Source organism: Bacillus salitolerans, assembly GCF_042680805.1.
GTDB lineage: Bacteria > Bacillota > Bacilli > Bacillales > SA4 > Bacillus_CJ > Bacillus_CJ salitolerans.
Genome location: NZ_JBHUEM010000046.1, coordinates 1 through 12,942 on the forward strand (window position 1 = coordinate 1; position 12,942 = coordinate 12,942).

Genomic DNA, 12,942 nt, shown 5'->3' on the forward strand with positions numbered 1-12,942 from the left:
TGACATCATACAATGAAAGGTTATTATTTTTATCTGGTATATTTGGGTAATAAGTGTTTCATCTTATCTAGCAGAAACTGTCTACTTTAGTTTAGCAGTCACACCGTGTCAATTTCAATTGAAAATGACCACAATACCCCTTTGGTGACTATAAACTCAAAAGGTGAAAATTTAATGTATTAAGTTGAGATGTTGTTCAACTATTGGGGGCACTTCTTGAATAAGCATTGGATCAGCTCCGGCTAATCTTTTCGTATTTTATAGGGTCGTTTAGTGGAAGAAGGGATAAATATACTTTAGATGAAATTGGATAAAATAAAAGGATAAACTAGGAGATGACCCAGTGAATCCTACATATGATGTAATATTTGCAGTTATTATCACCACCTTGGGTTTTACAACAGTCTTTTTAATTCTTTTAGATAGAGTACGAAATAAAATATTAGATAATAAGAGCATTGTTTTGAATATACTAAAGTACTCAATAATCTACCTCTTTTCAATTGTACTGTGTTCAATAAGAGCATTCGCATTTGGACTAACGGGGCACTTCTCGAAGAAGTAAAAAGTTACTTTTTTGTGGATGTAATTAAGTTGACCAGTAGTTTCTCCAATAAGAATGATAGTAAAGTAACAGGGAATAGTAATCCTAAACATAAATTTAGGGTGGTTATAAATGCACAAACTATATTATCCTATTGCCATAGTATTAAGCATGATAATAGTTGGAATAAATTATGAATTGGTTTTTGCATCAACTAAAGACAAACCACGAAATTATGAAGAAATTTACCCTGGAATAGGTTATAAATCAGTTGATAAAGCTGTAAAAGAATTTGAAAAACATTTTAAACAAGAGTTAAAACTTCCTATCAGATTACCACCTTTGGCTTTTACACATTCTTTTGGAAGATTTAATGATTTGGAAGGAGATATAAACGATTCCTTTGAAATTGAATATGTTAATGATCAAATATCGGTGAATCATTATATGATTGATGTAAGACCCATTCAACACAAAATTCCTTTTAGGGAAGAGCACATAGCAAAAAAGCTCAAACTTTCGAATGGAATAGAAGCAGATTATATTGTATATAAAGTAATAAGAGCTCTTGTATTTGAACGAGATGGCTGGCAGTACCGTTTAAGTATAGATAGAAGATTAACTGAAAAGGTTACACCTGAAATGTTAGTTAAAATAGCCGATTCAATCGATTATCCAACTAAAAAAGACAACTTGTTAGAATAGGCATAATCCAAGGATTATTGCCTTTTCTTGTTTAGCTACGGGGGCTAATCTACAACAAGGTGGCGACTAAATTGAGTAAAAAGAAACAAAAGATTTTTAAATACAATCAAGATGACATTTTAGAAATATTAACGGAACATCTTGCGGAAGAAGGTGGATTTGACACCTTTCAATCAAAGGCGATCTTGTTAGGTTCTCCAGGTAAAGATTTAAGGCTAATTACAGTTATAGGCGAATTAGATGATGATGGTATAACTGATATTGACTTGGACGAATTAGACAAGAGTATGGATTACAATGGTTCTCATTCATAAGGTTTTATTTTGACACTAATGATAAGAAGTAGGGATATTCTTATTAAACAAACGGGTAGCGTTTCTGTAACTAGCAGAGACGCTTTTTTACTTGAAAGAAAAGGTATTGGATGTTTTTTACAGAATATGTATGTAATATGTATTATCCTTTAACAAGGAAGCCTAATAATGACAAATAAAGGAAAACAAAAGGAAGAAGAAAAGGTATAGTTAAACTTCCGTGTTGGACGTTCAATGCATTCAGTTATTAAGAACCTTTAATTTAATCAATATAAGAGTATTGTAGTACTGTCTAATTGTATAAACACAGGCATGAAATTAATAATTATCTGATCTTGGAGGGAGGGTCCATGAATAAAATAATAGTTGTTATTCTATCAGTATTACTAACTATGGGATGTACACAAAATAAACTTCCAATAAATCATGATATAAGCTTTGATAATTTTGAAGCATCGGAAATTAATCTTGTTAATAACAGTACTCTTTTTATTGGAAAGAAAGCATTTAAAAGGGAAAACATTATTGGTGGAGATAAGATTAAATTCTCAGGTTCAACAAAACCGGAAGATGATAAAATAAATGTTTTAATGATTGATATTAGGGATAGTAAAGATCTATATAATGTGAATAAAAAAGACTTTGAACTCATCCTAGGCATTGAGAACAAAGCGGACGATATATATTTTAGTTACCTCTTTATTCGAAATGAAATAGAGTATCAAGGTGGTTATACAATTGATGTTGATGAAGACGCTTATGATAAAAATACAGATGTAGTTCTGGTTAATCAGCGAGCAGTTCTTGATGCCATAGCAAGTATCATAGTTGATATAGATCAGAAACTTACAGAAGATTTATATAAACCTTAGTCAATAGTTCTATTTACCATAAAGAGAATGGCTCTTGTGTTGCTGAACTAACGGGTAGCGAGAATTCAATAACAGTGGTGCTGATCCATGAATGATTAGCACCACTGTTTGTTGAAGGATCAATTTCTGTAAAATCAGAGGTGCTTTTTTATTATGGGTTAATAAAATCTGAAGAATTACCATTTCTATACTGGGAAATGGTAATAATAATGAAAATTCAGAGGTGCATAGAATGAATAAATCACCAAAACTCTTTACTCACTTTTCAATATTAATTCTCTGTATGTTAGCCTTTCCATTAAATAATATAGTAATAGCAAATGAAGGTACATCAGATAAAAAAGATCTATGTGAAAAGTATATTGAAGAAGAATGGGAAACAGTTAATGAGAAGGTCTTAAAAGATATAATAAAGAGCTTTGAATTAGATTTAACAGGATATAAAGAAATTGAAAGAAGTGACCTAAATATGAATATAGGTGATAATATTATAGGTCACTACGACAAAATTACTCTAGAACACTTGTTCGTTGGTGCTTCAAATGGGGATATGAGATTATTTTTGAAAAATGGTTTGAGTGGAAATGAAGGTTATTTTCTGTACAAAAGACCTGATGGAATTAATGTATTAAAGAACTTATCAAAAATTGGTGATGTATGGGTTGTAATGAATGTAAGTGAAAAGAAAGGAAACGAATACAATTATAACCTACATTTTGAATATATCTGTGATTAAGCAGATGTTCAACTAAAGGGTAGCGAGAATGCAAAAGATGTAATACTGATCCATGAAAGATAAGTACCACTTTTTGGTGGTGTATAGAGCAGGATAGTTAAAGTAGTTGTGCATAAATAAAAGTAAGAAATTACCTTGTAGGAGGTCTTCATAATGAAGAAACCATTTGGGATTCAAATTGAGGGTTCTATTTATTCGAATAGCGGTGAAGATTTAGGAAATAATCAATTCTGGGATGCTTTTATTGAGTTCATTGAAAGTAATGATTGGAGTTTCGGTGGAGGTAGTTTTCAGATAGATGAAGAAGGAAAAAGGATTGATGATATTGATTGACCTATTCCATTAACGGGGCTAATTTTTAAGAATGAGATCGGCTTTTTTCTTCAAGTAAAGGCAGAAAAACTGAAATAAACGGTGGTGATATAAGTGTTATTATTAAATGGAATATCAGGATTTCAAGTCAACGATTTGGCAGAGGTCGATTCTTTACAATTCAAAAAAACCTGTTATTCCTTTGCAAACCATACTCAAGGTAAGATGGTGTCTTTCGAGAAACCTCATGTTGCACAGAATTTTTACAGTGTGGAAATTGAATTGAATGGAGAAAGTTTTTTCATTTTACTAAACAACTCGTATCCCATAGTTGCGTTTGCTTCTTCAGTAGAGTATTTTAACATTAATTTTATTGACCACCCACAAGCCTGTGTTTTTTGAATCATATAATAATGTATTTACAATAGCTACTGTGCACGAGCTGGTTAAACCTTTAGTAATTGATGAAAGAACTCAGACTGTGATAAACAAAAACAACTTAAAAAAACTGAACTAAAGCAAATATTCTTTTGGAAACCAGAAAAAGTAGGCGATGTCGTCTTCAATTTTTGGGATTGAACTAAAGGGTAGCGAGAATGCAATAGACATAATACTGATCCATGAAGAATAAGTACCACTTTTTGTTGAAGTAAAGTGCAGCAGAGTTTAAAAAGCATCAGATCCAAAAGTATGTGATTAAGGGTGTGGATTATGAAACGAATTAGCATAGGCTCTTGGACTATCGAGGAAGATGTTGATAAAACAAAAGAATTTTATGATAAGTATTATTTAATCACAGAAGGTTGTGATTGTGATTTTTGTGCTAATTATGTTTTAGCTTGTGACAGTTTCCCTTTAAAAGTTAAAGACCTATTTAAATCATTGGGTATTGATCCTCGCAAAGAGGGTGAGGTTTCCGAATATATGGAGAACATAGATGGCACGCACTTATATGGTGCATTTTACCATATTGTCGGAAAGATAGTTGATGGACCCAAATTATGGGTACCTACTAAGGTCGGTAGCGAAGTTTCTACACCTAACTTCGTTGAACATAATGGTGTTGAAATAGGCTTTAGTGAAGATTTGGCATTAGTCCCAAAAGGATTCCCGATACCAACTATACAGTTTGAGATACAAATGAATGTACCGTGGTTATTAAGCTAAAGGGTGCACTTCTTGAATAAGCTAAATAAGATCAGCAACTGCTGGTCTTTATTTGCTGAGGAAGCAAAAGGGATTGCCCTTATTCAATTAAAGAGCAGAAGAGTTTAATAAAGGTATTTCAGTTGATAAGTAAAAATTTTAGCTAAGGAGTGACCGAACATATGAATAAAATAAGTCGGTGGATGATTGTTTGTGTTCTAATTTTATTTGGAGTTTTATTGTTAAACAAAGGATTAGATTTAAGGTCACTTGGGACGAGTGTTGATGGTGATGGCATTGGAGTATACTTTTTAGGTTTTGAAATAAATGAAAGAGTACCAGAAGAAAGTATCCCTTCATATGCAGTTGGATTTTTCATATCAAGTTTTTTGGTGATAATCGCTTCGCTTACTTTTGTTGGAATGAATTTGAAATCAGGAAAAAAGGAAAGTTAATTTTTTATAACTTTTGACTAACGGGGGCAATCCTCCAAGAAGGAGATTAGCTTTTTATTGTTAAAGTATAAGACCAGGTTAATAAAAGCGAATAAATTAGTAAATCAGGAGAACAGAGGATGGAGATAAGAAAAGCAACTGTAAGCGATGTTAGTGAATTAACTTCACTGATGGAACACCTTGGTTATCCAACAACACTTGATAAGATGAAAGCACGTTTTGATAATATTGAATCAAAATCTGATTACAACACTTTAGTAGCATCTTATAATGGAAATATTGTTGGAATGATTGGATTAGTTAAGGGATACTATTATGAAATAGACGGCTCTTATGTACGAATAGTAGCTCTTGTTGTAAATTCTAATTACCGAAGTAAAGGGATAGGAAAAAGTCTAGTTCAAGAAGCAGAGAAATGGGCACGAGAGATAGGGGCTTCTGGAATTGGACTTAATAGCGGTAACCGTCCAGAAAGGATAAAAGCTCATGAATTTTATAAAAGTATGGGCTACATAGAGAAAAGTATAGGTTTTGCTAAAAGCCTTATTTAAGTAAAGGGTGGCGTATCTTCAAGAAGGAGATCGCACCTTTTTTATTGGCGTGCCCAGGCAAGCCGTTAATTGCTAACTGGTGAAAGTCCAGTCTAGGTAAGAACCAAGTCGCCTAGTAGCTAACAGGCAACTGGTGGAGAAATCCTAAGGTTGAAGCCCTGTGATGCAACTTTACAGGTTGTAACATAAAGTGAATCCTGCCGTCTCGTCAAAGGTAACCTGCAAACAGGACAAAGAGAAGTCGAGCCTTGCAATAAAGGGCGAAGACCATGGAAGGTGTGTAGAACTTGGAACAACACCGAAGAATCTCTCGGGGTATGGGGAGCGACATGTAAAGAAAGTAGTTAACGGAACTGGGGAGACCCTACTTTACCCTCAGAGAGGAGAGAGAAAGCCTATAAGCATTAGCGAAATGGTGGACTGTAAAGAGGGAGTCGGAGGAGGTCATAGTACCAATGATTGTCATGACAACACAACATGACATAGGGAAGGACCTCTACTTTGTTTATGTGTTTGAAGGAGGTAAGAGTGAGTGAATGCTATTAAAATAGCTAACTACACCGATGTAAAAGCTCAACAACTTTGGAAAACACTATATCTTTGTGCCAAGGAAAACCCGAAACGTAGGTTTCATGCACTATATGATAAAGTGTATCGCCCTGATATTTTGCTAGAAGCATGGAAACGAGTGAAAAGGAAGAAAGGTAGTGGCGGGATAGACGGTCAAACGATTGAAGAAATCGTTATGAATTACGGTGAAAGGAAATTTCTAAACGAGTTATATACTCAGTTAAAAGAAAATAGATACAATCCTAGTCCCGTAAAGAGAACGTATATTCCAAAAGAAAATGGAAAGAAAAGACCTTTAGGAATTCCAACTATAAAGGATAGAGTCGTTCAAATGGCTACAAAGATGGTTATTGAGCCAATTTTCGAAGCTGATTTTCAAGAATGCTCATTTGGTTTTCGTCCAAAAAGGAATGCACACCAAGCTATGGCTAGTATAAGAGAAGCAAGCAAAAGCAGTTCTTGGGTAGTGGATGTGGATATTCAAGGATATTTTGATAACATCAACCAAGAGAAATTGATAAAATTAGTTGAGCAGAAAATAAGTGACCGTAGAATCCTAAAGTTAATTCGTAAATGGTTACAGGCTGGTATAATGGAAGACGGTAATGTAAGGAATCCCCTAACGGGGACTCCGCAGGGGGGAGTAATTTCTCCTCTGTTAGCAAACATCTATCTGAATACATTAGACAAGCTTTGGAGCAAGAAATTCCATCATCTAGGAACACTAGTCCGTTATGCTGATGATCTAGTTATCTTAACAAGAACAAAGCAACAAGCAATTGAGAGTATTCAAGTTCTACAAGGAATCATGAATAAGCTAGACTTGACGATTAATCGTGATAAATCAAAACTTGTCCATCTGTTTGATAACAAAGAGGGATTCGATTTCCTAGGTTTCCATAACCGAAAATTTGAAGTCCATAATAAAGGGGGAAGACCCTTTTACGCTATGGCTCATGTTCCAAAGAAGAATGCCATGAAGAAGATGAGAGCAAGGATTAAAGATTTCACTGAACCTAGAAACAAGTTATATTTAGACATGAGAGAATTGGTGAAGGGATTAAATAGAATTTTACTAGGTTATAAGAATTATTATAAAATCTCACCAATCGCATATAATTGGCTAAATAAAATTGATTGGTATGTGACTGAAAGACTGGTCCTCTTTTACAACAAGAAAAAGAATAACAGAAGAAAACATGGTAATCTAGCAAAAGTACAGGAAGAGATTAAGCATCTAGTCGTGAAACTAGCACGGAACTAACCGTAATGCACAAGAAAGAAGAACATCGGAAAGCCGTATGAGGGAAAACTTCACGTACGGTTTGATGAGGGGGAGCTGAAAGTAAAGTAGAAACCGACAGGTTGCCTTCTGAAATCAGTTCTCTACTCTACAAGTAAAGAGCAGGTTTGTTAAACAGGAAAGGAAGATTTTTCATGGGGAATTGGGAAAGGAATTTACTCAAAACATCACGTGGTGTTTTTGAAGTTTTTGTAAAAGGTGAAGGAGAACCACTTTGTGTTACACACCATTATTCAGAGTTTAATCAGTCAGGGGATTATTTTGCAGAGACATTTACAAAAACAAACAAAGTGTTTTTGATAAATTTAAGAGAAGCAGGTAATTCAGAGAAAGCCAAAGAACCCTATCAACTAAGTTTCCTAGAGACAATATTTGATTTAGAAGCTATCCGTGAAGAATTAGGTTTTTATAAATGGGGATTTGCTGGGCATTCGACTGGAGGTGTGTTAGGGATAATCTACGGAATAAACTTTTCAAAGTCCCTAAAATTCAATGTGATTGTCGGAGCTGCTGCAAGAGAATATATGACATTCTCAAAAGATTGTATTTACAATCCTAAACACTCTAAATTTAACAGAATGCAAGAACTCATTGAAACCTTAAAATGTTCAGATTTATCATCAAAAAAAAGAAAAGAATTAAAAGTTGAAAGAACAAAACTGTCATTATTTGAGCCTGAAAAATATGATGAACTTTTTTCTCCAAACATAAGTAAAGGAATGTCTGCCATTCGTATGGACTTTTTCAGTCGAGAACTGCAAGTATACGACGTAACGAAAAAGTTGGGGTTTATATCAACCCCCACTTTAATAATTTGTGGTAGATATGATGTACAGTGTCCAGTAATATACTCAATCGAAATGGAAGAAGGAATACCCAATTCAAAATTAGTTATCTTTGAGAAGAGTAATCATTACCCTTTCTTAGAAGAAGCAGAACAATTTACTGTAGAGTATAATTCGTTTATAAATGAACACCAATCCTTATTAAGCTAAACCAGCTAATAGTTTGTCAACATTTCAATAAAAAGATTAAAAACATCATGATATACTAAAATTGAACATGCCAAATAACCTTCCTCTGTACTGCAATTGGAAGATTTTGTTGTATTTAGTTAGATATAGTTTTTAAGGTATCCTGGAAAGTAGTTCTGCTTTTTAGTAAGGCATAAATCCAATGTAAGAGCTTATTAACACATGCAATAACTGCTACCCTAAAAGGTTTTCCTTCTTCACGTTTCTTATCGAAAAACTCTCTTAGTCTTTTATTGCGGGCTATGATTTCATCAGTTGTTTTCTTTTTACGAGAATCTCGAATACCACTTTGAACTGCCATATACAAGGCGTGACGAAGCCTACAAGAACCGCGTTTGGTAATTCGATTTACTGATGCAGTAAACTTACCAGAAGAGTAGACTTAACGACTCAAATCACTCTGCTATCTCCGAAGGAGACCTCTTAAGATTACGATAAACTGTTGACCTTGATATCCGAGCTTTTCAGCTACTTTTGTTTTACTAAATCCTTGATTAATTAACTGTTGTATCTCCATATATACATTTGCCACTTATCCACCTTTGATATAACCTCCATTGTTGTATGTACTATGATGACTCTGACATCATACAATGAAGGGGGTTATTATTTTTAACTGGTTTATTTGGGTAATAAGTGTTTCATCTTATCTAGCAGAAACTGTCTACTTTAGTTTAGAAGTCACACTATTACAAATCACAAAAATGGCAGTATTCTTCCTATATCTACAATTGAAGCTATAAAATCTTTGAAAAGCAGAGGGCTAAAAGTTGTGGCTGCAACAGGAAGACCACTTTCAATGTGTAATGAGCTTCAGGAATTAGGAATAGAAACATTTATAACAGCAAATGGTGGATACTTGAAGCACATTCAGCAAGTTATACATAAAGTACCAATGAATAAATGTATTATTGAAGAAGTTATGGAATTTGCAAAATTAAAGAAGAACGGTTTGTCATTCTATACAGAAGGATTCAGTATGAATGGCGTAATAGAGGAGGAACTCTTAAAAGCTTTAAAGGAAACTTTGTCTCTAGATGATTATCCTAAAACTAATCCTTTAATTTATAATGAAGAAATATTTTTATTGTGTTTGTTTGCAATTGATGAAGCGGAGGTGAAGTATATACTTAGGCTTCCGCATCTTACATTTAGAAGATGGCATCCTTATGTTTTAAATGTTATGCAAGAGGATGGGTCAATGTCTTTAGCTATTATGAAAACTTTGGAATTTTTTTGGTGTAGTTAGGTCAGAAGCTATCGCATTTAGTGACGGTGAAAATGATATTGATATGTTGGAATTAGTAGGACTTGGAATAGCAATGGGAAATGGGAATGAAAAATTAAAAAGGTTGCAGATTTTGTAACTGAAAAGTCCAGTGAAGATGGTATATCATTTGCATTAAATAAATATGGGATAATTTAAGCATAAAAATTTGCGAAAGAACTGTGAAGAAAATTAAAGTAAAGGGATGATTCTTCAACAAAAAAGAGAATCGTTTTTTCTGTAAAAGTAGACATATATAATTCATTTGTCTGTTTTTAAGTTTACTAGTCTAGTTTAATATACAAGAAAGAGAGGGAGTGAATAAGTTGGGATGGAAAGATTATCCTAAATCCTACTAAATCCAGCTTTTAGTTTGAAAATCTTAACTGTAACTTCATAAAAATATGAAAAAGGGTTATAAAAAACATTGACGATACCCTTAATAATGTGAAAGTTATATAAACAATTAAGGAGTGAAAATGTGGCTACTTGGGTTACTCACTTTAGGATTACTGAAAAATTATTAAGAGAACTTCCTGTTTCCAAAATTGATTTTTTGGTTGGTAATATTGGACCAGATTGTGGGCTGATCGGAGAGGATGGAAAACCCACACCTCCAAAACAAACTACCCATTTCAAGATAGAAGGAAAAATCAACTCTGATTCTTTCTATCAACAATATCTCTGTAACGTAAAAGAGAGTTCGCTTAGTGAATTTTCTTATTATCTTGGATATTACATCCATTTGGTCACTGATGAGAAATGGATTGAATTCACAGATCAAAAGAAAAAAGAAAAAGTGTACCATGAAATTTTAAACACTCCAGAATATACTCCACTTGTAAAAAGAGACTGGTATGGTTTAGATTTTTTATATCTTAAAAATCATAAAGATAATATATTTTGGACCGAGTTTCAACACATCTCTTATTTTCCAGAGTACCTAGAATTTTTTCCGAAAGGTCAAACATTTGAACAGATTAGAAATATCACTAATTTTTATCATAACCACACAATTTCTGATGACCACGAATTTATATATCTTACTCCAAATGAAGGCGATAAGTTTGTAGAAGATACTGTACAAATGGTCAATGAATTATTAAAACATAGGATGTTAACATAACTAGTAGAAGGAAGGAAAGGACAATAACAATAATGAAATGATTAGCAGTTATTACTGTGGGTAAGACTCATAGTGGGAAAAGCACTTTTGCAAGAGATCTAGAAAGAGAATTAGATAGCTCTTTTGTTTTGGATCAAGATTTTATTGGAAGATAAGAGTGGTAGAGTGGATTTGAAATTCACTGAATCTATTGTTTTTGAAGGTAAAAAACTAAATGAATTAGTTATTGGTGACACGGTTAAAACTTGGTACAGGAGTCAACCACTGGATAGTAACACTATGCAAGCATCAGCTTGAAAACTTTTATTCGTTGAGTAAGTTTTTATTACGAAACTGGTGCGAGAGTGCTGAACAGCAGACACTATTGTGCTAACGGGAGGTTTGTTGAAGAAGTAGATCACTCTTTTTTTATTGGAGTAGGATATGCAAATTTAGAGGTTTTTATAATGTTCAGTTATATATTTATGATGGGGGAGATAGTTTGAATTATATTTACCACATGGTTCCAAAGAATATGAAGGGTTCGGAGTTGCATCCATTGAATGAACTTAAAAATGAATCTTAAAAAAATATCATGAAAGTAATAAGATTCTATATGTCGCACAATCAGCAACAATTGAAGAGCAATTACAAATGCAAATGACTGAAAATATAGAAGATGAATCCATTTTAGGTAATGCATTAACACAATATGAATTAAATCCTGCCATTGATATAGTGAAAAAGAAATACTAAACACTACTGATTGTAACTATTTGAAAAATGTAAAACTAACTGCACCACCGAGTTCACCCTTTTTTTTAGATGAGTTTATTTTATTTTCAGATCATCTATTAGGAATTACCACTGCATTATAATTGTCGAACAAGGAGGATGCAATTATAAGGTAAGGAGTTGTCATTGTGGCAGCTCCTATATTACTAAGAAGCAGGATCATTCAACAAGAGGGTTAGTAGCTATGATACAATTAGAATAGTTTAAAAATAGTTATGGGAAAAATTATGTCTTATAAAGAAAACAGTCCTTTTTGTAATCCTCATAAAGATCAAGACCAAAATATATTATTTGAAAATGAAACTTGTTATTTGTTACAGCATAATAAACAACAAGATGTATTAGAAGGTTGTGCAGTAATAGTTCCAAAAGAGAAAATCACGCTAATGCCTTTGAGTCTTATTGACCTGTTGTTTTCTTCCGAAGAGAGTATATCTATTGTTAGTTGACTCTCTTTTAATCCTTTTCACCTATCAAATTTATAACGAATTTATCTCTTCCAACTTTACAGGTTACATAAGACTCATCACACTTGCTTAAGAGTAGTTCATTTTTTAGCATAGATTTTATACAGGTTACAATATTTATGGTTATGTCGATTTTTGGTATGTCAATTCGGTGCAAATTTATACGCTAAAATATCAGAAAGGTTGATATTATCATAAAAAAGAGAGACTAATTCATTTGCGAATTACCTCTCCAATTACCTTGTTATTTATTATTTTCTCTCCGCCAACCGAACCCGTTAATAATTCCCCGATACTTTTTTATAAACCTTATATTGCATTAGATAATTTATCTATAGCATCTTGTTCTGATGAAACAAAAAATATATTGTTACCCTTATTACACTCATAAATGAAATCTTTTAGTGGTTTACTAGTATAGGACGAAAAATCCCCAAAGATTGCAAACTTAATATTGTAGTTAATGAACTTTTGAAGGATACCGCCTGCGAGTTTTGTACTGAGTTTAAAGAATTCTTCTGAAATTCCATCTTTGTTTAGTGCAATTCGGTTACTGCCTGTTTCGCTGCTAAGAGTCATTATAAAATCCAACGCACTTTGTTCATCAGATAACACAATAGAATCTGCACGAGCAATTGCAATGATATGTCCATTCTTTTCTGTCTTTGTTATATTCAAAATAAACACTCCAAAATCAAATATTATTATTTATTAAAAGGTGCATCTTGTAAATAAATACAGAGTACAAAAGAGAGTTGATTTTCGT

14 protein-coding genes and 3 pseudogenes are annotated in these 12,942 nt (G+C 33.1%); 14 read left to right on the forward strand and 3 right to left on the reverse strand.

The window, feature by feature from the left end; genetic code table 11:
* Positions 1-676: 676 nt before the first annotated feature.
* The 10 genes from ACFSCX_RS19010 (at position 677) to ACFSCX_RS19055 (ending at position 8,503) form a co-directional block, all read left to right on the forward strand.
* Positions 677-1,249, forward strand: a complete 573-nt coding sequence (locus ACFSCX_RS19010; protein ID WP_377929830.1) for a hypothetical protein — start codon at positions 677-679, stop codon at positions 1,247-1,249.
* A 71-nt stretch (positions 1,250-1,320) separates the two neighbouring features.
* Complete coding sequence (locus ACFSCX_RS19015; RefSeq protein WP_377929831.1) at positions 1,321-1,563, forward strand: hypothetical protein; 243 nt, start codon at positions 1,321-1,323, stop codon at positions 1,561-1,563.
* Positions 1,564-1,913: 350 nt separating this feature from the next.
* Entirely contained in the window at positions 1,914-2,435 is a 522-nt protein-coding gene (locus ACFSCX_RS19020) for a hypothetical protein (RefSeq protein WP_377929832.1), read from the forward strand.
* A gap of 232 nt (positions 2,436-2,667) precedes the next feature.
* Positions 2,668-3,171 (forward strand): hypothetical protein, encoded by a 504-nt coding sequence (locus ACFSCX_RS19025; RefSeq protein ID WP_377929833.1) that lies wholly within the window; start codon positions 2,668-2,670, stop codon positions 3,169-3,171.
* 153 nt (positions 3,172-3,324) lie between these two features.
* The gene (locus ACFSCX_RS19030; RefSeq protein WP_377929834.1) at positions 3,325-3,504 is read left to right on the forward strand and encodes a hypothetical protein; all 180 of its coding nucleotides are present in this window, start codon (positions 3,325-3,327) and stop codon (positions 3,502-3,504) included.
* Positions 3,505-4,194: 690 nt separating this feature from the next.
* Positions 4,195-4,650 carry a hypothetical protein gene (locus tag ACFSCX_RS19035; RefSeq protein WP_377929835.1) on the forward strand — a complete coding sequence of 152 codons (456 nt, stop codon included), beginning with the start codon at positions 4,195-4,197 and terminating at the stop codon, positions 4,648-4,650.
* Between the two features lie 161 nt (positions 4,651-4,811).
* On the forward strand, positions 4,812-5,084 hold the full coding sequence (locus tag ACFSCX_RS19040) for a hypothetical protein (RefSeq protein WP_377929836.1): 273 nt from the start codon (positions 4,812-4,814) through the stop codon (positions 5,082-5,084).
* Positions 5,085-5,203: 119 nt separating this feature from the next.
* Positions 5,204-5,635, forward strand: a complete 432-nt coding sequence (locus ACFSCX_RS19045) for a GNAT family N-acetyltransferase (protein ID WP_377929837.1) — start codon at positions 5,204-5,206, stop codon at positions 5,633-5,635.
* Between the two features lie 532 nt (positions 5,636-6,167).
* Positions 6,168-7,469, forward strand: coding sequence for a group II intron reverse transcriptase/maturase (gene ltrA, locus ACFSCX_RS19050; RefSeq protein ID WP_377929838.1), 1,302 nt, complete (start codon positions 6,168-6,170; stop codon positions 7,467-7,469).
* A 173-nt stretch (positions 7,470-7,642) separates the two neighbouring features.
* Entirely contained in the window at positions 7,643-8,503 is an 861-nt protein-coding gene (locus tag ACFSCX_RS19055; RefSeq protein ID WP_377929839.1) for an alpha/beta fold hydrolase, read from the forward strand.
* A gap of 115 nt (positions 8,504-8,618) precedes the next feature.
* On the opposite strand, the pseudogene ACFSCX_RS19060 reads toward ACFSCX_RS19055, so the two are convergent.
* A pseudogene (locus ACFSCX_RS19060) lies at positions 8,619-8,924 on the reverse strand (transposase); the annotation flags it as partial.
* Positions 8,925-8,945: 21 nt separating this feature from the next.
* The gene (locus tag ACFSCX_RS19065) at positions 8,946-9,074 is read right to left on the reverse strand and encodes a hypothetical protein (protein ID WP_377929840.1); all 129 of its coding nucleotides are present in this window, start codon (positions 9,072-9,074) and stop codon (positions 8,946-8,948) included.
* Between the two features lie 156 nt (positions 9,075-9,230).
* Here ACFSCX_RS19065 and ACFSCX_RS19070 point away from each other — a divergent pair.
* The 4 genes and pseudogenes from ACFSCX_RS19070 to ACFSCX_RS19085 all read left to right on the forward strand — a co-directional run bounded on the left by ACFSCX_RS19070 (position 9,231) and on the right by ACFSCX_RS19085 (position 12,158).
* Positions 9,231-9,968, forward strand: a pseudogene (locus ACFSCX_RS19070) (HAD hydrolase family protein).
* Positions 9,969-10,290: 322 nt separating this feature from the next.
* Positions 10,291-10,935: a zinc dependent phospholipase C family protein gene (locus ACFSCX_RS19075; protein ID WP_377929841.1), complete on the forward strand. Its 645-nt coding sequence runs from the start codon at positions 10,291-10,293 to the stop codon at positions 10,933-10,935.
* A 50-nt stretch (positions 10,936-10,985) separates the two neighbouring features.
* Positions 10,986-11,075 (forward strand): annotated as a pseudogene (locus ACFSCX_RS19080) (ATP-binding protein); the annotation flags it as partial.
* 861 nt (positions 11,076-11,936) lie between these two features.
* Complete coding sequence (locus tag ACFSCX_RS19085) at positions 11,937-12,158, forward strand: hypothetical protein (RefSeq protein ID WP_377929842.1); 222 nt, start codon at positions 11,937-11,939, stop codon at positions 12,156-12,158.
* 327 nt (positions 12,159-12,485) lie between these two features.
* Here the strand turns inward: ACFSCX_RS19085 and ACFSCX_RS19090 are convergent, their stop codons facing one another.
* Positions 12,486-12,854 carry a DUF4180 domain-containing protein gene (locus ACFSCX_RS19090; RefSeq protein ID WP_377929843.1) on the reverse strand — a complete coding sequence of 123 codons (369 nt, stop codon included), beginning with the start codon at positions 12,852-12,854 and terminating at the stop codon, positions 12,486-12,488.
* Positions 12,855-12,942 lie beyond the last annotated feature (88 nt).